18 protein-coding genes are annotated in these 20,853 nt (G+C 42.5%); 11 read left to right on the plus strand and 7 right to left on the minus strand.

Going from position 1 to position 20,853, the window contains the following annotated elements; all coding sequences use genetic code 11:
* The first annotated feature begins 262 nt into the window (after nucleotides 1-262).
* From Q0A12_RS13910 to Q0A12_RS13935, 6 genes are all read left to right on the plus strand, one after another.
* Complete coding sequence (locus Q0A12_RS13910) at nucleotides 263-1,336, plus strand: ABC transporter ATP-binding protein (protein ID WP_291293225.1); 1,074 nt, start codon at nucleotides 263-265, stop codon at nucleotides 1,334-1,336.
* Nucleotides 1,336-2,217, plus strand: coding sequence for a sugar ABC transporter permease (locus tag Q0A12_RS13915; protein ID WP_291293226.1), 882 nt, complete (start codon nucleotides 1,336-1,338; stop codon nucleotides 2,215-2,217). Before Q0A12_RS13910 ends, Q0A12_RS13915 begins: the two co-directional genes overlap by 1 nt.
* Nucleotide 2,218: 1 nt before the next feature.
* Entirely contained in the window at nucleotides 2,219-3,037 is an 819-nt protein-coding gene (locus Q0A12_RS13920) for a carbohydrate ABC transporter permease (protein WP_291293227.1), read from the plus strand.
* Nucleotides 3,021-4,313 carry an MBL fold metallo-hydrolase gene (locus Q0A12_RS13925; protein WP_291293228.1) on the plus strand — a complete coding sequence of 431 codons (1,293 nt, stop codon included), beginning with the start codon at nucleotides 3,021-3,023 and terminating at the stop codon, nucleotides 4,311-4,313. Before Q0A12_RS13920 ends, Q0A12_RS13925 begins: the two co-directional genes overlap by 17 nt.
* Nucleotides 4,314-4,335: 22 nt before the next feature.
* Nucleotides 4,336-5,619 carry an ABC transporter substrate-binding protein gene (locus Q0A12_RS13930; RefSeq protein WP_291293229.1) on the plus strand — a complete coding sequence of 428 codons (1,284 nt, stop codon included), beginning with the start codon at nucleotides 4,336-4,338 and terminating at the stop codon, nucleotides 5,617-5,619.
* A gap of 238 nt (nucleotides 5,620-5,857) precedes the next feature.
* Nucleotides 5,858-7,405: a bifunctional UDP-sugar hydrolase/5'-nucleotidase gene (locus Q0A12_RS13935; RefSeq protein ID WP_291293230.1), complete on the plus strand. Its 1,548-nt coding sequence runs from the start codon at nucleotides 5,858-5,860 to the stop codon at nucleotides 7,403-7,405.
* A gap of 201 nt (nucleotides 7,406-7,606) precedes the next feature.
* Here the strand turns inward: Q0A12_RS13935 and Q0A12_RS13940 are convergent, their stop codons facing one another.
* The 3 genes from Q0A12_RS13940 to Q0A12_RS13950 are packed head-to-tail and all read right to left on the minus strand — an operon-like array spanning nucleotide 7,607 to nucleotide 9,192.
* A complete protein-coding gene (locus Q0A12_RS13940; protein WP_291293231.1) occupies nucleotides 7,607-7,768 on the minus strand; it encodes a hypothetical protein in 162 nt (53 codons plus the stop codon).
* 29 nt (nucleotides 7,769-7,797) lie between these two features.
* Nucleotides 7,798-8,148 (minus strand): hypothetical protein, encoded by a 351-nt coding sequence (locus Q0A12_RS13945; RefSeq protein WP_291293232.1) that lies wholly within the window; start codon nucleotides 8,146-8,148, stop codon nucleotides 7,798-7,800.
* A 21-nt stretch (nucleotides 8,149-8,169) separates the two neighbouring features.
* A complete protein-coding gene (locus Q0A12_RS13950; RefSeq protein ID WP_291293233.1) occupies nucleotides 8,170-9,192 on the minus strand; it encodes a lactonase family protein in 1,023 nt (340 codons plus the stop codon).
* Between the two features lie 118 nt (nucleotides 9,193-9,310).
* On the opposite strand from Q0A12_RS13950, the gene Q0A12_RS13955 reads away from it, so the two are divergent.
* The 5 genes from Q0A12_RS13955 to Q0A12_RS13975 all read left to right on the plus strand — a co-directional run bounded on the left by Q0A12_RS13955 (nucleotide 9,311) and on the right by Q0A12_RS13975 (nucleotide 15,635).
* Nucleotides 9,311-9,661, plus strand: coding sequence for a PTS glucitol/sorbitol transporter subunit IIA (locus Q0A12_RS13955; RefSeq protein ID WP_291293234.1), 351 nt, complete (start codon nucleotides 9,311-9,313; stop codon nucleotides 9,659-9,661).
* An 11-nt stretch (nucleotides 9,662-9,672) separates the two neighbouring features.
* Nucleotides 9,673-10,836, plus strand: a complete 1,164-nt coding sequence (locus Q0A12_RS13960) for an AI-2E family transporter (protein ID WP_291293235.1) — start codon at nucleotides 9,673-9,675, stop codon at nucleotides 10,834-10,836.
* Between the two features lie 228 nt (nucleotides 10,837-11,064).
* Nucleotides 11,065-11,964, plus strand: a complete 900-nt coding sequence (locus tag Q0A12_RS13965; RefSeq protein WP_291293236.1) for an ROK family protein — start codon at nucleotides 11,065-11,067, stop codon at nucleotides 11,962-11,964.
* Between the two features lie 99 nt (nucleotides 11,965-12,063).
* Nucleotides 12,064-14,328 (plus strand): helix-turn-helix domain-containing protein, encoded by a 2,265-nt coding sequence (locus tag Q0A12_RS13970; protein ID WP_291293237.1) that lies wholly within the window; start codon nucleotides 12,064-12,066, stop codon nucleotides 14,326-14,328.
* Between the two features lie 14 nt (nucleotides 14,329-14,342).
* Nucleotides 14,343-15,635: a family 20 glycosylhydrolase gene (locus tag Q0A12_RS13975; RefSeq protein ID WP_291293238.1), complete on the plus strand. Its 1,293-nt coding sequence runs from the start codon at nucleotides 14,343-14,345 to the stop codon at nucleotides 15,633-15,635.
* Nucleotides 15,636-15,759: 124 nt separating this feature from the next.
* Here the strand turns inward: Q0A12_RS13975 and Q0A12_RS13980 are convergent, their stop codons facing one another.
* Genes Q0A12_RS13980 through Q0A12_RS13995 form a run of 4 tightly spaced genes read right to left on the minus strand, consistent with a single transcriptional unit; the run spans nucleotide 15,760 to nucleotide 20,087 of the window.
* Nucleotides 15,760-17,058 (minus strand): alpha-L-fucosidase, encoded by a 1,299-nt coding sequence (locus Q0A12_RS13980; protein ID WP_291293239.1) that lies wholly within the window; start codon nucleotides 17,056-17,058, stop codon nucleotides 15,760-15,762.
* A gap of 11 nt (nucleotides 17,059-17,069) precedes the next feature.
* Nucleotides 17,070-17,552, minus strand: coding sequence for a hypothetical protein (locus Q0A12_RS13985; protein WP_291293240.1), 483 nt, complete (start codon nucleotides 17,550-17,552; stop codon nucleotides 17,070-17,072).
* 24 nt (nucleotides 17,553-17,576) lie between these two features.
* On the minus strand, nucleotides 17,577-19,439 hold the full coding sequence (locus tag Q0A12_RS13990; protein WP_291293241.1) for a beta-N-acetylhexosaminidase: 1,863 nt from the start codon (nucleotides 19,437-19,439) through the stop codon (nucleotides 17,577-17,579).
* A 24-nt stretch (nucleotides 19,440-19,463) separates the two neighbouring features.
* Nucleotides 19,464-20,087 carry a DUF624 domain-containing protein gene (locus Q0A12_RS13995; protein ID WP_291293242.1) on the minus strand — a complete coding sequence of 208 codons (624 nt, stop codon included), beginning with the start codon at nucleotides 20,085-20,087 and terminating at the stop codon, nucleotides 19,464-19,466.
* Between the last annotated feature and the right edge of the window lie 766 nt (nucleotides 20,088-20,853).

Genomic DNA, 20,853 nt, shown 5'->3' on the forward strand with positions numbered 1-20,853 from the left:
GCCTTACAACTTAATTTATGGTCGATGGACGATCTCATTTTTCTCTCATCATTCTGCTAGTTAATTAAAATTTCTTTCATAATTACCAAAGGGTTTTACAAAAGTTTTACAATAACAGTATCGAATAAAAATATTCATTTGTTATCATAAAAATCGGATTTCTTTGAACATTTTGCAACGATAAGAATTCGATGGATGGGTATTCTTATCTTGCTAGTTGAGCAAAAAGCGACAAAGAGAAAAAATAATGGAGGTTCTTTTTTTGATAGAAGTAGTTGGGTTGAAGAAAGTCTTTGACAACAAGTTTGAAGCTTTGAAAGCGGTGGATTTTACCATTGAGAAGGGGGATCTCGTTTGCTTGCTAGGTCCTAGTGGCTGTGGGAAGTCGACGATTTTAAATCTGATCGCTGGATTATTAAGCCCCACCGGTGGCGATATCCGGTTCAATGGGAATTCTGTAGTAAAGACAGAGCCGAAAGATCGGAATATCGGTTTTGTTTTTCAGAATTATGCATTGTACCCTCATATGACCGTTTTGGAAAATGTCATGTTTCCACTAACTGTGGGTGACAAAAAAATCAAGAAAAATGAAGCACAGCAAATTGCCGAAAAGTATATGCAGCTAACCAATATTGAAGAATTAAAAGACAAAAAGCCAGGTACATTATCCGGTGGGCAGCAACAGCGGGTCGCCATTACTCGGGCACTTGTTCAAAATCCCGAAGTCTTGTTGCTGGATGAGCCTTTAAGTAATTTGGATGCGCGCTTACGCTTAAAAATTCGGGAAGAAATTCGTCGGTTAGTCAAAGAAGTCGGCATCACGACGATCTTTGTTACTCACGACCAAGAAGAAGCGTTGTCTATCAGTGATAAAATCATTTTGATGAATGAAGGGGTGATTCAACAGAATGATGATCCGCAAAATCTTTATTTAGAACCCAACAATTTATTCGTCGCAAAATTTATCGGCAACCCAATTATCAATATTTTACCAGTAGATGTGACAGACGGTGTGATGCACCATCCGGAGTTCACGATTCCTGTAGATCGCTTCTTGGATATTCGCTTCAAGAAACCTTTGACAGATGGTCATTATACTTTAGGGATCCGTCCAGAAGATGTGTTGACAACGAGCCAAACACCATTATTTAAAACTGATGTGAAAAGCGTTGAGTTGATTGGCCGCGAACGGATCTTGAACTTTGATCTGGCTGATATCCACGTTAAATCGATCGTAAGTATCGAAGAAATCATCGAAGAAGGAGCACACCTAGCCTTTGACTTCAATTACAAAAAAGCGTTCATCTTTGATGAAAAAGGGGAGCGAGTGTATTGATGTTCAAGAAAAATTATAATCCCGAAAATCAACCTAAAGCTTGGCTGTTTTTATTGCCTTCTTTAGTTATTATTTTGCTTTTCAGTGTGTATCCGCTGTTTCGTTCGTTGTTTATGAGTTTTCAAAAGGGAACGTTGATCAATCAGCGTTATGCTGGATTAGAAAACTACCAAAAAGTGCTGACAGACCCAGTATTTTTCAAGGCATTGAAGAATACAGCGTGGTTTGCCTTTGCAGTTGTTCCTATCGCACTAATCATTTCCCTGGCAATTGCCTGGATCATCTTTGAAAAAGTGAAACATAAAAGCTTTTTTGAAACGATTTTCTTTATGCCCTATGTAACAAGTACGATTGCCATTGGGATTGTGTTCCGCTATTTTTTCAATGGGTCTTATGGCATCGTCAACTATTTGTTAAGCTTAGTAGGGATTCCAGCAGTCAATTGGCTGGATGATGTCAATATGAGTATGCCGACACTGATCATTTTCGGTATTTGGAGCAGTTTGGCCTTTAACATCATCATTTTGTTGGCGGGGATGCGAAACATTGATAAAGAGCATTACAAGATCGCAAAAATGTTTGGTGCCAATAACTGGGAGATTTTCCGTAAAATCACATTTCCTCAGTTGATTCCCACCATTGCTTTCTTACTGACGGTGAATCTCATCGGTGCCTTTAAAGTGTACACGCAAGTTTACGCCTTGTTTGGCGGACAACCTGGAATCGCCAAAAGCGCGACCACAGCGGTTTATTATATTTATGATAAATTCCATATTGCAGGGCGTCCAGGAATCGCAATGGCAGCTACAGTGATCCTCTTTGTGATTATTTTAGCGGTCACCTTTATCCAAAATAAAATTTTAAAGAAAGTAGGGGAATAAGATGAAAAAAGTCGTAACCCTCATCTCTCTGATTTTTTTGGCGCTTTTAGCGATCATCACTGTTTTTCCCTTTATTTATATGATTCTAGCGGGATTGATGACCTATAGTGAGGCGACCAGTATTCCGCCTACCATTTTGCCAGAGTCCTTTCAATGGAGTAACTATACTGAAGTCTTTACCAAAGCGCCATTTCTCCGTTACTTTCTGAATACAGTCTTTGTTTCAGCAGTTACGACCATCGCAACATTGATCACAGCGATTTTTGCAGCTTTTGCATTGACCAGTCTGGAATTTAAATTCAAAGGACTTGTGATTGCATTGATGATTTCTTTGCTGATGGTTCCTTATGAATCCATCATCTTTACTAACTACAATACGATTGCTCAAATGGGATTGTTGAACACGTATAGTGCATTGATCATTCCGTTTTTGACAAGTATCTTTTATATCTATTATTTGAATGGTTATCTGAGAAGTATTTCAAATACTTTTTATAAAGCAGCAAAAATCGACGGCGCAAGTGATATGGCGTACATCCGGCGGATATTGATCCCAATGTCTAAACCAGCGTTAGTGACTGTGGGAATCTTGACGTTTATCTCTAGCTGGAACTCTTTCTTGTGGCCATTGTTAGTAACAAATGAAAAAAAATATCGGCTATTGAATAATGGGTTAGCAGCTTTCACATCAGAAAGCGGCAGCGATGTACATTTACAAATGGCAGCTGCAACGCTAACGGTCATTCCGATTTTGATCATTTATATGATTTTTAGAAAAGAGATTATTAAAGGAGTGGCAAAAGATGGCATCAAAGGCTAAAACAATGGTTACGTTTCACAGTGGGATTTTAACGATCGGCGGTACAGTGATCGAGGTGGCTTATAAAGATGCGCACATTTTCTTTGATTTTGGTTCAGAGTATCATCCAGATCAGCCATTACCGGATGAAGCATTACAAACCTTAGTGGATCATCGCTGGGTTCCGCAGTTGCGCAATGTCTATGATCCACGTCTGTCTTATACGTATCAAGGGTCAGAGCAAAAGGAGTATCAGGAAACGGCCGTTTTTCTTTCTCACGCCCATCTGGATCATTCAAAGATGGTCAATTATTTGGATCCGGCAATTCCTTTGTATACACTGAAAGAAACCAAAGCCATCTTGAAAGCATTGAATCGCACCGGTGACTTCTTGATCCCATCCCCTCATGAAGCACCTGCTTTTGTGCGGGAAATGATTGGGTTAGAACCCCACGATGTGATCAAAGTTGGTGAGATCGAAGTGGAAATCGTTCCTGTGGACCATGATGCCTATGGGGCAGCGGCATTATTGATCCGAACACCGGATCATTTCATCGCTTATACTGGGGATTTGCGTCTCCATGGCTATCATCCAGAGCGGACAAAAGAATTTTGTCAGTTGGCGAAGCACACGGATCTCTTGATGATGGAAGGGGTCAGCATTAGTTTCCCTGAAAGAGAAAGTGATCCGAATACTGTCGAAGTAGCTAGTGAAAAAGAATTGGTAGCGGCTTTTGTCGAGTTGGTCGAAAAAAATCCACAACGGCAAATCACTTTCAACGGCTATCCAGCTAATGTGGAGCGCTTTTTGGCTTTGGTGGATGCTTGCCCTCGGACAATGGTTCTTGAAGCCCACCAAGCAGCGTTACTGAAAGAAGTCTTTGACAGAGAAGTTCCTTATTACATTGTTGAAGGCGGGACACCACTTGCAGAGTTAGACCCTTCACTAGAAATTCCTTATCGTTCGTTATGTGTTGACACGGACCAGTATGTTTGGCAAGTTGTCGACCATTTTGAAAATCTACAACCAGGTAGCCTGTATATTCATAGTGATGCACAACCTTTGGGCGCTTTTGACCCAGCCTATGAAGAATTTCTGACCTTGTTAGCGAAGTTGGAAATTGAATTTGTACGGTTGCCTAATTCGGGACACGCAGTTCCTGAAGACCTTGATCAGATCATTGCGTGGATCGAACCGAAACTATTGGTTCCAATCCATACTTTGAAGCCAGAAAAACTGGTGAATCCGTATGGCGAAAGAATATTGCCGAAACGCGGCGAAAAAATAGAACTATAAAAAGGATAGAGGAGAGTAAAGAATGAAATCAAAAAAACTAGCATTTGCAGCAGTGGCTGCGGCAACTTTAGTGTTAGGGGCATGTGGCAACAAAGACTCAAATGACAGCGCCAAAGGCAGCGATGAAATTGTAACAGAAGTTCCTAAAGATACAACAGTTACATTCTGGCATGCAATGAATGGTGCGCAAGAAGAGGCATTGACGAAATTAACGGATGAGTTTATGAAAGCTAATCCAAATGTCAAAGTAGAATTGCAAAACCAATCGCAATATTCTGATTTACAAGCGAAAATCAATTCGACATTACCTTCACCTAAAGATTTGCCAACCATCACGCAAGCATATCCAGGCTGGCTTTGGAATGCTTCACAAGATGAAATGTTAGTTGATTTAGGCGAATATATCGATAATGATACGATTGGTTGGGGTGACCAAGAAGAAATTCGTTCTTCTTTAATGGAAGGTGCGCAAATCGACGGTGTTCAATATGGTATTCCTTTCAATAAATCAACGGAAATGTTGTTCTACAATGCTGATCTGTTAAAAGAGTATGGCGTTGAAGTACCAACAACATTGGATGAATTAAAAGAAGCGTCAAAAACGATTTATGAAAAATCAAATGGCAGCGTTGTGGGTGCTGGTTTTGATTCATTGAATAACTACTATGCGATCGGTATGAAAAATAAAGGCGTTGACTTTAACAAAGATTTGAAACTAGACAGCGACGAATCGAAAGAAGTCATCAACTATTATGCTGAAGGTGTCAAAGATGGCTACTTCCGTATCGCAGGTTCTGATAAATATCTTTCAGGTCCATTTGCAAATCAACAAATTGCTATGTTTATCGGTTCTATTGCTGGAGAAGGTTACGTGAAAAAAGATACTGAAGGTAAATTTGAATACGGCGTATCTGCACGTCCTGAAAAAATCAACCTGCAACAAGGAACTGACTTGTATATGTTCACAAGTGCTTCTCCAGAAGAACGCACAGCAGCATTTGAATACATGAAATTTTTGACTTCCCCTGAATCACAATTGGAATGGGCTGTTTCAACAGGCTATATGCCAGTCGTTCAATCTGTTCTAGATAGTGATGACTATAAGAACAACCCAGACACGAAGGTTGCTTCTAAGTTAGGTGAAGCAACAAAAGAACTCTTCTCAATTCCAGTGATCGAAAATGCGGATCCTGCATACAATGAAATTCGTTCAATCATGGAAAATATTCTGTCAAATACAGACAAAGATACTGACAAATTGATCCAAGATTCTATTTCACAACTTGATGATGTTTGGAACCAATAATTCACTATTCAAAGGGTCCTATTGATCCTGCAAACGAAGAGCGTGGGACAAAAGTGAAAATCACTTTTGTTCTACGCTCTAAACACATATAAACGGCAAGAGCAGAAGCTACTCCGAGAAACGAGTCGAAATACCCAAAATGTTAAAAAGCAATTTACGCATCTTTCTGCTTATTTTTCGGAGGTTCACACTTCTGTCCCAGCCTTTTTTACTTAAATGCTAAAGGAGTAAAGAGAACATGCAAATCACCTTTCTTGAGACCAGTGACATGCACGGATATGTCTATCCAACGAATTTTGCCGGTGAACACGACCTGGCGATTGGCGCAGCGAAAGTCGCAGCAAAACTAAAGCAATTAAGAGCAGAAGCGCAAGGTCCTGTTGTGATGATTGAAAATGGTGATTTTATCCAAGGATCCCCATTGAGTTATTACATTGCCAAAAGCCAGCATCCAGTAGCTGAACTAACCAAAGTGATCAATCACATGGCGTACGATGTCCATGTGTTAGGCAATCACGAGTTTAATTATGGGTTAGCGTATCTTCAAGAAGCCATCGCCAGCTACCAGGCCCCTGTTTTAGCAGCGAACATCTTAAATGAAGAAGGGCAGCCTTATTTTGGCAAAGCTTATACGATTCTCGAAAAAGAAGGGATCAAGATTGCGGTATTGGGTCTGGTGACTCAGTACATTCCCCATTGGGAGCAACCTGCTACCATCAAAGGCATGCGGTTTGAGAGCATTATTCAAACGGCTAAAAAATACGTACCTGAATTAAGAAAACAAGCAGACCTTGTCATCGTCAGTTATCATGGCGGCTTTGAGAAAGATTTAGCAACAGGGGAAGCAACCGAGTTATTGACCGGGGAAAACGAAGGCTACGATTTGTTACAGGAAGTGCCTGGCATTGATGCATTCTTTACGGGGCACCAGCATCGGGAAATCGCTGCTATTGTCAATGGGGTCCCAGTTGTCCAACCAGGGTATCGCGGCAGTCAGATCGGCAGGATCCATTTAACGGTGGAGAAAAAAGAAGGGCGAGCAGTGATCACGGATCAACAAGCTACCCTTCATTCAGTGGCAGAAGTTTCAGCAGATGAGGAGATCCTAGCATTGATCGAACCGATTGAGACAGAATTGGAAAAATGGCTTGATCAACCGTTAGGGAAAGTCAATGGAGACATGCGAATCACAGATCCAATGCAAGCACGGATCGTGGAACATCCATACGTGGAGTTTATCAATCGCGTCCAGATGGCTGCCAGCGGCGCTGAAATTTCCGGCACAGCACTTTTCAATAATGAAGGAAAAGGCTTTGGTACAACCATTACGATGCGGGATGTGATCACGAACTATATTTATCCTAATACACTAGCTGTTGTAAAAGTAACGGGAGCAGAATTGCGGCAGGCGTTGGAACAAACAGCAAATTATTTAGCCGTAGCAGACGGAAAAATTGTCTTTAACCCTGCATTTATTGAGCCAAAACCCCAATACTACAATTATGATATGTATGAAGGAATCGACTATACGATTGATATGCACCAACCGGCTGGGGAACGAATCACTCGTTTGTTGTTCCGCAATGAACCCATCACTCCAGAGCAAGAGCTGGAAGTCGTGGTGAATCAATACCGGGCGGTAGGGGGCGGCAACTACGCCATGTTTTCTGCCGACAAAATCGTACGGGAGATCCAAGTGGATATGACCGAATTGATCGCTGATTATTTAAAACAGCATCCGGTACTGGAAGCTGAGACGAATCAGAATTTCAAAGTCGTTTATTAACAAGCACCGCAAAAAAAAGGCCCTATGACGGAAGCACGACAAACGAACGGTTCAAAGGATACCATGGCGCCTGCTCTCAAGCAGGGCCAATGCCTAAATGTACGATGGCTTTCGCAATTTAGTTGCTATCCTTTAGCTCGTTTCATCTTGTTTTGGCTTTTGTCAGAGGCCTTTTTGTTGTTCTTTCAACAGAAAATTTGGCTAATTTTCTACATTACGGACATATTCATCAAAGTAACGGATCAGATCAGCTTTTACTTGCTGATAATCTTCTTCGGTATACGTTTTTTCCTCTAATTTTGCTTGAAAAAAAGGCAGTTCTAATTCTTCTTTTAAGCGTTCAAGCACTTCTTCTTGATTCATGAAATCACCTTTTCGTCTATTTGATACCATCATAACAAATGGAATGCGGCAGTCAATGCTTCATACATTTCTTTCATTTTTTCTAAACGATTGTTTAAAGAAACAAAGTCGTCATCATCGTGGAAGAGGACTTGTTTCAATTCAAAATAATAAATTTCAAATGCATCGAAGAAAGCAACAACTTCAGGGGTTTGTAATTCTTTAAAGGTGTCGCAACGAACGTAGGCTTTCTCTGCGATCGCATAGGTTTCAGCCGTCGTCAATAAGACTAATGATTCATTGTAGCGGCGGCTAGTGACCAATTCGTAGGCCGACTGGCACTTGTTATAAATATTTGAAAAATCTTTTAGCACGAGTTCAATTGGTGTTTTGTCAAACATGGGGGAGTCCTCCTGATCGTTTTATTTTTCAAATAAGACACAAACACATTCAGGCGCGTAAACGTCTTTTTGAATAGTTGTTAGTTCACCAGTTTCTGCATTGCGGCGATACAGCGTCAAGTTGTCGGAATTTTGATTGGCACAAACTAAGAATTCGTTGCTTGGGTCCAAATCAAAGTCTCGTGGGAAGTCCCCTTCTGTGGATAGACGTTGGACGAAGTTTAATCCAGCACCCTCTTCTGTTACTTCAAAGACAACCAGAGAGTTGTGTCCGCGATTGGATGTGTAAACGAAGCGTCCATCTTTTGATACTCGGACAGCAGCACCACTGTTAAAATCAGTGAAATCTTCAGGTAAAGTCGACACTTTTTGAATATCTTCAAAGCTGCCATCAGCTGCATTGTAGCGTAAAACAGTCAAAGAGCTATCTAATTCTCCAACCAAGTACGCATATTGTTGATTTGGATGGAAGACTAAATGACGAGGGCCTGTGCCGGCAGCTGCAACATACACCGCTACTTCCGTTAATTTTCCTTCTGCAGAGACGTCATAGGTATAGACACGGTCTGTTCCAAGATCACATACAGCTAAGCGTTGATCTGGTGTTAAGTCTGTATAGTGTACATGGGGATTGTCTTGGTTGTCGTGAGGGCCTACTGGTTCATCATGGTAGATGTGATCAGTGGCTTCAATACTGCCGTCTTCCAAGATTTTGTAGACATTGACTTCGCCTTTATGGTAGTTGGCACCATAAACAAGCTGCCGCGGTTCATCGACTGCCACGTAACACAAAGGTGCACCTTCTTCGGTCACCGTGTTCAGTAATTTAAAGTCAGGTGTATACGCACCACAACCGCCTGCGCCGTCAACTTCAGTCACAGTATAGATATTTTCTTTTTTACTGCGGGCAAGATAAGTTGGGCTTTTTTCTTCCCCTCGCAATGTCAAGTCGATCAATTGTTCTTTCTCTGTATCTAAAGTGATCGAATAGATCCCTTTACTTTCGCGACGCGTATAAGTACCTAGATAAATCGTTTGCAACATAAAAAAAATCCTCCTCATAGTTTGATTTCTCATTAATTCTACCATAGAATGTGCAAATGGGCGGATAGAAAAACTTCTTATGTTATAATAAAAAAAGAACGTAGAGGGAGGTTGTTGTATGAAACAAGGAACAATCAAAGCGATTGGACCGCAAGCGATCGATCAAAAAGAAAAAATGTTGATTTTTTTTGGAGACCAAGCCACGGAGGCATTAAGGGAGTATTCAGTGATCCAATCAATTCCAGATGCTAAAGACTTAGTCGTGAAGAAGGGCGACACACTTATTTTTGGGGATCAATCCTATGCAGTGACACATGTCGGACCGGTGGCGAATCAAACATTGCAAACGATTCAGCATGTGACATTTATCTTCGGGGAAGTTCCTGAAGAGCAACTGACCAGTGCCATCTATTTAGAACCTTTCAACTTGCCAACCCTTGAAGTTGGTATGAAAGTGATCTACAAGTAGGAGGCAAGGGAATGAAGCAAACGGAGAAGCGTCCTTTATCCTGGTTCTGGAAATGGTTTTTAAATAATCAAGCGGTGACGAGTTTGTTAGTGGTTCTGCTTGTTTTATTGATTCTGTTTATGTTTACGAAAGTGTCGTACTTATTTGCCCCGCTGTGGCAATTTTTGGCGATCGTGGGCTTGCCGATTATTTTGGCAGGTATTTTGTACTACTTGATGAATCCTGCGGTTGATTATCTGGAACGAAAAGGAATCAAACGCATTTATAGTATTTTCGGTCTGTTTATTTTGGTCATCGGATTGATCGTTTGGGGCGTTGTGGTGATCATTCCGAAGATTCAAGAACAGTCCATGAGCTTTGTTGAGAATTTTCCGGGGTATTTAGATATCATCGAAACGAAGATCAATGAGATTTTATCCGATCCGATTTTCTCACAAGTTCAGGAACAACTAGAGGCATCCAATGAAAAACTGGTCACTTCAATGACCGACATCATCCAAAACTTATCACGGAGCACGATTCAAAATATCGGCAGCTTTTTTGGTGCAGTGGCGACAGTGGTCTTAGCTGTCATCACGATGCCCTTTATTCTTTTTTATCTTTTAAAAGATGGCCGTCAGTTAGCCCCGTATTTCGTGAAATTTTTGCCGACAAAAATGCGCCAGCCATCACTGACGGTTTTAAAAGAGATGAATGATCAAGTCTCTTCTTATATTCGCGGACAGCTGACCGTCGCTTTTGCGGTTGCCATTATGTTTATGATCGGTTTTAGTTTGATTGGCTTGGACTATGCGATTACATTAGGGATCGTGGCAGGGTTTTTGAATCTGATTCCTTATCTGGGCTCTTTTCTAGCGATGGTTCCGGCAGTCTTTTTAGGAATCGTTGGTGGACCGGTGCTCTTAGTGAAGGTACTGGTAGTATTTGTCATCGAACAGACCATAGAGGGTCGCTTGATTTCACCCCTTGTCTTAGGCAATCAGCTGTCGATCCATCCGGTAACGATTTTATTAGTCCTGCTGACTTCTGGAAAGCTCTTTGGACTTGTCGGTGTGATTTTAGGAATCCCCGTCTACGCTGCGGCAAAAGTAATCATTACTCATATTTTTGAATGGTACACGACTGTATCAAGCTTGTATGAAGAAGAAACAGAAAGTGATGTTCAACAGGAATAGTGGAGAACAAAATTTCTTTTAGAAAAAATCTTTGTGAAAACAAACTGATGCATCGATGATTCTGTTGGATCGATCCAACAGAAAATGCTGAATTCAAGAGGCTGAAGCGAATTGCTTCAGCCTTTTTGCTGTGTGCGTTTTTTGACACATAACTGCAAGAAATACATATAGCTTCTATTTCCGGAGAATGCTTATACTGAAAGCACATACACGCAGAGGAGCGGTAGAATGAAGATTCTTGCAGTAGATATCGGTGGGACAATAGTCAAGACGGGTCTCTTGAATAGTCACGGGGAAAGACTACAATTGGGCAGCTTTCCAATGAACAAAGCGTATTCGACGGTTGTCCAGCGATTGATTTCACATATCGACAAGGAATACCCGGCAGATTTTTCAGGTATTGCGATCAGCAGCACCGGATTAGTTGATCCGATCACGCAACAGATTGGGATGGGTTCGCCACTTTATGAGGGATTTGGCAAGGGGCTAGTCTCTTCACTGACCGACTATTACCAAAAACCAGTGGTTGCGGAAAATGATGGCAATTGTGCACTTTTGGCAGAGAAATGGTTAGGCAGAGGACAAGAAGCTACCAGTTTTGCTGTCATCGTTTTAGGCACTTCAGTGGGTGGTGGGATGATGATCAATAATCAGTTAGTACGGGGCAAGCATTTTTTAGCGGGTGAATTTGGCTATATGCTGTTTCCTGAAACCAGAGAGAAGGACTGGGAGATTTGGAGTATTGCTGGTGCCACTCGGACAGTGGTCGAGCAAGTGGCCATGGCGAAAGAGGATCCTGACACCGATGGGTACAAAGTTGTCCAGTGGTACCAACAAAATGATCCGGCAGTGAGTGTTTTGGTGGATCGTTTCATTGAGAAATTAGCAGTGGCTTGTTACAACTTACAATACATTTTTGATCCGGAAATTATTCTGATTGGAGGCGGGATCAGTGAAAGCGACTTTCTCCTTCCCGAATTAACGAAAAAAATAAAGCAAATTGCAGGAAAGATTCCGAGTACGGTTCGGCTACCGCAAGTGGAGGGTTGCCAGTTTGGGAATGAATCCAATCTGATTGGCGCTTGCTACAACTGGTTGCAGCAAACCGAGGAATCAATGGGCAGATAAAGTAGTTGCATTTCTAGGCTAAAAATGTAATAAAAAATAAGTCGCTATTTTTAATTATGTAAGCGTTTAAAATTACACGAATGAAACAAGGATCAGGTGATGAAAGTGAAAATGTTTTACGATCAAAACGGGCAAAAGACGTTTAAAGGGATCGTGCGATCCATCAGTTCCTATTTGCTGGTATTCCTGATCCCCTTTTTAGCAGTCTCATGGATTTGGTACGCGACTTCCGTTAAAAGTATCAATGAACAGGTTGCCTTGACTGCAAAAAATCAGTTGATCCAGTTGAAATATTCCTTAGAGAACAACTTCCTGCAATTGAATTACTTGACCCAGAAGATGACGGATGATCATCAGCTATCATTAAATTATTTGACACATCCCTATTATTCGAAGGAAGGGAAAACCAGTTTGCAGACCTATAAGATCACCAATGAATTCGTGGAAGAAGTGTATCTCTATTTCAAAGAAGAACCGACAAATTTTTTCTCTTCCATTGGTAAATTGTCTATCGAAGGTTTTTTAGAGAAAGTGATCCCCGACAATGATATGCAGCAAGGACAGTTGGTTGATCAGCTAGAGAAAGCATACCCGACATTACTGACGATTGAAGGGGCATCGACCACAAAGCGTCATTCCCGTTTCTTTTACATTGTTCCTTTACAAAACGATGAACTGACCGTATATGGATCGGCGATATATGAAATCAAAGAGGCCAGCTTGGCAAAAATGCTTGACTTGACCAATAGCGATGGTGCCAGCACAAATTATTTGATCAATGATGACAGTCAGATTTTAGCTAGTACGAATCACAATGAGTTGACGCTTCTCTTAAATGATCCGCAAAAAATGGCCCAGATCACTTCGCAGGGGACCTTCCAGTTCAATCGCCAAAAGTACCTCGTGCAATCTATTCCCAATGAAGAGCTGCATATCTCGGTAGTATCAGTCACCAATCCTTCTCAGGCGCTCTCTTTAGTCAATCGAGTCCAAGAACATTTTATTCTGATATTTATGTGTGTGCTGTTTGGAGGAATCGTTGGTGTTACATTGATGGGGATTAGGAGTTATCGTCCTATTCGCAAAATCGAGCATTTAGTGCGAGAATTTCACGAAGACATGGACATGTCGGTCAATTCGATGGATGATGTTCATGACACTTTGGCGGCGGTTTTAGAGGAACAGCAAGAACTGCATAAAGAGATCCAGATGCAGACGCCCCATGCCCGTGAGCAAGTCCTTAGAAAGCTGATGAGCGGCCGTCTGCGTTCGGAACAAGAAGTTGCCAGACTGATGGAAGCAGTTCATATTCATTTTCCTGCGGACAATTATTTTGTCATCACCATCGATACCAAAACCGTGGCTTCTACCTATAATACCGGTGAGAATGGTTTTCTGATCGATTATATCGAAGAAATCAGCAGTCAAGGCTATCGAGCTTATGCAACGGAGATTCTTTCCACGGAAGTGATCGCGTTGACTGTGGGCTTTGCTCAAGGATACCAGCAAGAAGCAATCTTGCAAGAAGTGGCGGCAAAAATAACTGCTGCGGTTGGGCTGCTGCCGGCAATGGGGGTTGGAACTATCGTCAATGAACTAACCGCAATCAACGAATCTTATATTGAAGGATTAGCTGCATTGGATTATCATGTCAGTAACAACCAGCAAATCATTTATTATCTTGAAATTTCTACAGAAGAACAACGTTCGGCGATCCAGTATCCCGACAGTCAAAAGTTAAAACTGATCCAAGCATTGAATCAAGGCAACAGTGAGATCGCGATTGAAACGGTGCATTGGCTGATCCAAGAGGGGGTATGCAAACAAAGTTCGCAAGCGGTTCAAAAAATGTATGGCTATTATTTATTGAATACGGTTGCACAAACCGGCGGGGAATTAGTCGGTGAAGAGATTTTACTTTTTGCTGCCGAAAAGGCAGAGTTTACCAATTTATTGCAACTGGAATCAGTTTTGCAGCAATTGGTTCGGCACATTTGCGAAAAAGTGAGAGAGCGGCCGCAAAATCAAGAATCTAAGTTGAATGAGACGATTTTTGCTTACATCAAAGCAAACTTTCAATCTTCTCAGCTGTCATTGGAATCCATTGCGGAAGAATTTAAAGTGTCTGTTTCTTACATCAGCCGATTTATCAAAAAAGAAAGCGGCAAAACCTTTTCTAAATATATCCAAGAGTTACGATTAGAAAAAATCAAACAAGAGTTAGTCGAAACGGATCGACCGATCAAAGAAATCATCCGTGGCAATGGGTACTATGATGTCTCAAACTATACACGTAAATTTCGAACGATCGTTGGTGTCACACCAGGACAATACCGGAAGATCAACCAAATAAATGCTAAGTGAAGGGAACTAGGACAATGAAAGCAACGATTCAAAAAGCACGAGAACTTTATACTTCTATCGGCATCTCATTAGAAGAGGAGCCAGCCACTACGATTGATGCTACCCTAGCAGCAGATTTTATTCTGGATCATGAACAACAAACGATTACCGCAAAAGATTCGCAGCAATTGTTTTATGGTCTGACCACCTATTATTTGAATCAAGTAACAAACAAGCAAAAGCAGACGAGCTACACTGCCCAAATCAATGAGCGCTGTCTAATGATCGATATCGGGCGCAAATATTTTTCTTTAAGTGAATTAAAAGCACTCGTTCATAGTATGGCCTTTTTTCAGTTCACCCATTTGCAGCTTCATTTCTCAGAAAATGAAGGATTTCGAATCGCGTCTGACCGTTTTCCGGAGATCGTGTCTAAGGAACATTTAACAAAGGCAGAGGTTCGGGAACTGATTGCTTATGCCAACGACTATGGGATCGAGCTGATTCCTGATTTTGATTCTCCGGGACATTTAAAGCAAGTACTAGCGAATCATCCCCAATGGTGTCTACCTAATGCGGCTGGCGGGGTCGATGCCAGAGCGTTGAATATCCTTGATGACGAGGCTGTTGCTTTTGTTCGAGAGATCTACAAGGAATATGCTGAACTATTTGCCGACAGTCACTATTTCCATATCGGTGCCGATGAATTTGTTGATTTTGACCGCTTGGAAGATTTCCCGACATTGGTCGAAGCGGCTAAAGAAGCCTATGGGCCAGAGGCTAGCGGTATTGAAGTATTTATTGCATATGTGAATGATTTAGTCGATTATATTACGGATCTCGGATTTGTCGTTCGTGTATGGAATGATGGGTTTTATCGCTTGAATCGTAACGAACAGCTGTCCTTAACGAAAAACTGTGAGATTTCCTATTGGACTCGCTGGAATCAAAATATGGCACCAGTCACTCATTATTTTGATCAAGGCTATTCTGTGATCAATCATAACGACAATTTCTTTTATTATGTGGTAGGTGAAGCTGCAGGATATACTTATCCCACCTACGAGAAAATCAGTAATGAATTTACATTGACGACTTTTGCCAATGGACAGCAAGTGAGCCAAGAGCAACTGACACAAACCCCAGCGATTGCATTAGCGATTTGGGCAGATATTCCCGACGCCAAAGCAGGAGCAACAGTGATTGAAGAAGTCTTCTGGCTGCAAGCAGCGATCTGCCTAAAAGTGTATGAAGAAACCGATCCCGGGAAAGAAACCTTTAGCCAGCTTTTTCAGAAATGGCTGTCATTGTTGACGAACGAGCAGTAAACGAAACCCTTCTTTATGATGGAGGAGATTGTGTCATAAAGGAGAAATAGTAGGCGGCAGTCTAATGAATCTTCTTGCGTTTGTGCTGAAGATTCATTGACTGCCGCCTATTTGTTGTGTCTGTTCACTTCAAGGTAATCTCAAGCACCGGAACAAGAACTTCCGGCGGCACTACTGGCAATGTGACGACCAAATCATTGATAGCGATGACTGCTTCCGTTGAGGTGATGACTTCCTCCGGATCAAAGCCGCGATAAAAAATTTCCGAGCCGTCGTGTAAGAAACGGATAAAGCGGACTTGATCAGCGATCTCTGGCAAATGAATGTTTTTAAAGGGATAGCTATATAAATGCAAATAAAGTTTCTTGCCCTTTTGGGTATAGCGGCAATCCTTTGGTACCGGGAACTCACTAGGGCCGCAACCGAGGATGGCTTCTTTGTGCAGCCGCATCCAGGCACCGATTTCCTGCATTCTCGTGACGGCTCGAGGATCAATCTCTCCTCGGGGATTCGGACCGATGTTCAATAAGAAATTGCCCCCTTTGGAAACTGTATCGATCAGCATTTTCACGAGCATCTCACTAGATTTCCATTCCAAGGCATCCCGATCATAGCCCCAAGTGCCATACATCGTTTGACAGGCTTCCCAAAGCACCGGCATGCCGTCTTTTTCCAATGGCTTCTCAGGCTGAAACTGTTCAGGGGTGGTAATTCCCCGGCCAAGCTCTAAGCGATCGTTGATCAGCATCTTTGGCTGCAGTCTTCGACAGATTTTTTCCAAGCGCAAACTATCCCAGTCAGCAGCTCCTTTCCCTTTAGACCAGCCCCAATCTCGATGACTATATGGAAAGTCGAACCAAAGATAATCGATAGTGCCATACTGGGTCAATAGTTCTGTCAACTGACCAGCAATAAATTCTTGATACTGTCCCATCTCTCGTTGAGAATTGGCTGCGCGTGCGGCCAAATCACTCCGTTGAGGATGCAGCCCATCAATCGTAAAGTGTGGATGGTACCAGTCGATCAGTGAGTGATAAAGTCCTATTTTGATCCCGACCTCACGAAAGGCGGGCAATAGTTCCGCGAGGAAATCTCGCTTGAAAGGCGTGTTGGTGACTTTGTAATCGGTCCATTGACTATCCCATAATGCGAAGCCTTCATGGTGTTTTGTCGTAAAAACCACATAGCGAACGCCGCAGTCTTTAGCAGCTTGCGCCCAAGCAGCCGCATCGAATAAATCAGGATCAAATTGGTCAAAATAAGTGTCTCGATACGTTTCAGGACTGATTTCTTCAGTGGTCATAAACCATTCATGACGTGCGCCAATACTAAACAAGCCAAAATGAATAAACAACCCAAAGCGATCATGGATAAACCAGCTAGGATCGGGGTAATGGTCAGGCCAATTCTGAAATGTTTTCATATAAAAACTCCTTAGTCAATAAATTCGGTATTTGTCATAACCGTTTCTTTGATCTTCCACTGCCCATTTTCCCGCACAAATGTATGATGGGCTTGTGTAATGTGATCGCGGTAATCATTTTTTCCGTGGTTCACCGTTTTTTGCTGGGCAGCGACCAGCATGGAATCTGTGTCTTGTTTGACAACTTCAAAAGACAAAAGCATATGAGACAAATCATATTCAGCAAAAAAAGCCCGCATTTCTTTCGCCGTGGATTCTCCAGCAGAAGAAACAAGGGTCGCTGTGTACCCCTCAACGTCTTTCTGATTGGCAGCTTGCAAGTTTTGCTGCAACAGGGCCAAGCAGTCTTCTGCGGCAGTAGAATCGGTGACAGCACCGGTCACTTCCAACTGTGCTGCAGTAGTTTCGGTTGAATGAGAAGCGGTCTGTCGATAAAAAAACAGTCCACAGATGAACAGCAAGCCAACGAAAAATAAATAATAGTTCTTTTTCATGTAATTCCTCCTTGCTTGGTATGCTTACACATCCGATAGTTTGCTGGCACTGTAGATGCCATGGAAGAGATTCCTTCCCAAACTACCTTCAATTCTTGGGTCATCGACAGGCAATAGCGGTACTTCTAATTCTGGCAAGCTGGTGATGTGACCAGCCAAATAGTTTTGCAAACGCCATTGGGCCATTTCAGCCCGCTTAGCCAACGCACCGTAGCGAAGATCGATCACTTCAAACCCAAAGGGACGATTCCATTCAAACCATAGATTACGATGCGAGTGATGCAAGTGTTGCAATTCCAGCTGATAGCGCTGAAGCATCTCAATGACTTGTTGCAGTTTCTCCCGATTTTTTTCTTGATAAGCGTCAGAGATCCAATGGCTCAAAGGAGCTTTTAAGGATAGAACCACTGCAAGTTGATGATAAAAACGGAACATCGATGCGGTATCCGGTGTCGTTTCCACGGCAGCCAATCGCTGGGCCAGTTTCTCATAGTGTTGGGTCAACGGCACCTCTCTGAAGGCTTTTTCATACAGGCCATAAAGAATGTCTTGATAAAGCAATAGTTTGCTAGGATTTGACCCAGACGGATTTTCGGGAGCGACACCAGGGGTTTGATCAAAAAGGTCCAGCAAGAGAAACTCTTCCGCTTGTAAGCCGTGAAAAAGCTTCAAGTGATCGGCAATTTTGTCCCACGTTGGATTGGTGTAGAACTGCGCCTCGCTGAATAATTGGAGCCCCAGTAAGCTAGCAATCATCGGGGTTTCAGCACCATCATCTCCCCACAATGTCCCGTAGACTTCAGTCACACCACTGGATTTGGCACTCTTTAATGCTTGCTCCATGGTTGCCAACGTTTTGCCATAATTAGGTGCCAGTCCGTTCCACGTCCAGATACCGCCGGCAAAGACTGTGGGCTGGTTCAGCTTTTTATGTTCAGCAAACAGCCGCTGATACGTTTGGGCATCATGATGATAATAATCCCAATACACCATAGTGACCGCAGGAATTTGCTGAATGACTTCTGGAGGAATGACGACCTCTGGATCGTAATAATCCCCGGTTGGCGAACCAATTCGAAAGAACATATCACTCCACATCATGGGCTCCAGCTGTAGTGCATCACAGAGAGCGATGACTTGGTTTAAATGGTTGAGCATAATGGAAAAACGATCTTGCAAGCCATTTCTTTCTAAATAGCGTCCTTTACCTAATTGATGTGCTTCATCCATACCAATATGGATTTTGTTTGTTTTAAAACAGCTGCGAATGGAACGAAGTGCGGCTTCAAGAAACGCATAGGTTTGCGGTTCACCCACCAATAAAATATCTTCCGTATCGCGTATCTCTTTGGCAAAAGACCATTTCAATGGATTGGTCAAATGAGCGAGGGTTTGAATTGCTGGAACCAATGTAACGCCTAATTGGTCAGCGTACTGATCCAATTCCCGCAAGTCAGATTGACTGTATCGCCCTCGTAAATGACCAAAATAAGGATATTCAGGAATCTCATAGGTATCTTCCATATACAGCATGAGACTGTTGAGTCCCATTTTGCTAGTTAACAAAATAAACCGTTTCAGCTGTGGGACGGACAGCACCGCATTTCGAGATAAATCGATCATGGGACCGATTTGATCAAATTGAGGAAACTCTTCATGAACAACTGTTGAATCTGATTGGGTCCATAGAAGAAGTCCTCGAAACAAATGGGCTTTTTCTTGATAATAAATCGTAGTTTTTTCAGCATTGGCAATGATTTTCAATGAACCTTTTCGGCAGATCAGTTCCAGAGGCTTACCGGTTTCTGTTAATGACAAGCCAAGTTCCGGAGCAACAAGTTGGAAAAAAGCCGATAAATCTTCTTTTGCGGAAATTTTTATCTTCATGGTTCACTCTCCTTGAAAAAATCGTCAGTGTTCATTTGTTAGCAACTCTGTTTTTTGGATCGCTTGATAGGCGAACCAGCTGATTGGCCAGAGCAGCAAAGGAATGAAGGCGACGAATAATAAAATGGGCAGAAAGGTAGTGGCGAAAGTCACTAAAAATATGCCTAAGATCATGGCAATGGTTTGCGGCACACTAACGATCATCAAAAGAAATGCGTTTCTAAAATAAACCCAAAAAGGAAGTTGGTACCGGACAAAGACCGGCAGCAGATAGAAACTGATAAGTAAGGCGCTGATAAAGAGCACCGTCAAGCCAAAATGAAAAAAGACGTTTTGTAAAAAGGTGCTGGAAATTCGGAGCTCAATCCAGAGCAGCAACAAGATTCCCAATTGGACCATTCCCAATTGATTGCTGCGGCGAAAGTTCTGTGCCGTTTGCCGCTTGAACCAAGGATAAAGTTCAGCAGGCAATGGCTTTTTTTCAAATAATTCAAAGAAATAGCGAATTACAGTCGCCGTCGCCGGAAAGAAACCAAAAATGATCCCCCCGCGCAAGACAAAAAAGAACCACAAAAAATTTAACCGAATAACCATCAGCAAATAGTCACCCAGACGGTAAGATAAATCAAATAACCCCCATTGTTTCATAAACACACCTCTTTTCATTAAATAACCAGAAAAATCAGCAATCTGATAGCCAAATAGTAGCAAGTAAAAACAAAAATAGAAAGCGCATTCATAAAATTACATACTCCATCAAGTTAATACATAGACAAACCACATAGACGCTTTTCGTAGGTAATAAGCCCAACTTGCGACGAGGAGCGACAGCCCGCAGGAGCAAGGAATCTGTAAGAAGCGGAAGCCTGCGACGAGGAGCGCAGCCCCGCAGGAGCAAGTAAATCTGTAAGAAGCGGAAGAATGCGACGAGGAGCGACAGCCCCGCAGGAGCAATTTCACTTTAGCAGTAGCACTCAACATAGGAGCAAGTAAATCTGTAAGAAACGGAAGATTGCGACGAGGAGCGAAGCCCCACAGGAGCAAGGATTTTATAAGAAGTGAAAGCCTACGACGAGGAGCGACAGCCCCGCAGGAGCAAGGATTTTATAAGAAGTGAAAGCCTACGACGAGGAGCGCAGCCCCGCAGGAGCAAGGATATCTGTAAGAAGCGGAAGATTGCGACGAGGAGCGAAGCCCCACAGGAGCAAGGAATTTATAAGAAATGAAGGCCTACGACGAGGAGCGATAGCCCCGCAGGAGCAAGGAATCTGTAATAAATGAAAGACTTCGACGAGGAGCGACAGCCCCGCAGGAGCAAGTAAATCTGTAAGAAACGGAAGATTGCGACGAGGAGCGAAGCCCCACAGGAGCAAGGAATTTATAAGAAATGAAAGCCTACGACGAGGAGCGCAGC

Origin of the sequence: Enterococcus sp., assembly GCF_022711995.1 — a bacterium.
Classification (GTDB): Bacteria; Bacillota; Bacilli; order Lactobacillales; family Enterococcaceae; genus Enterococcus_D.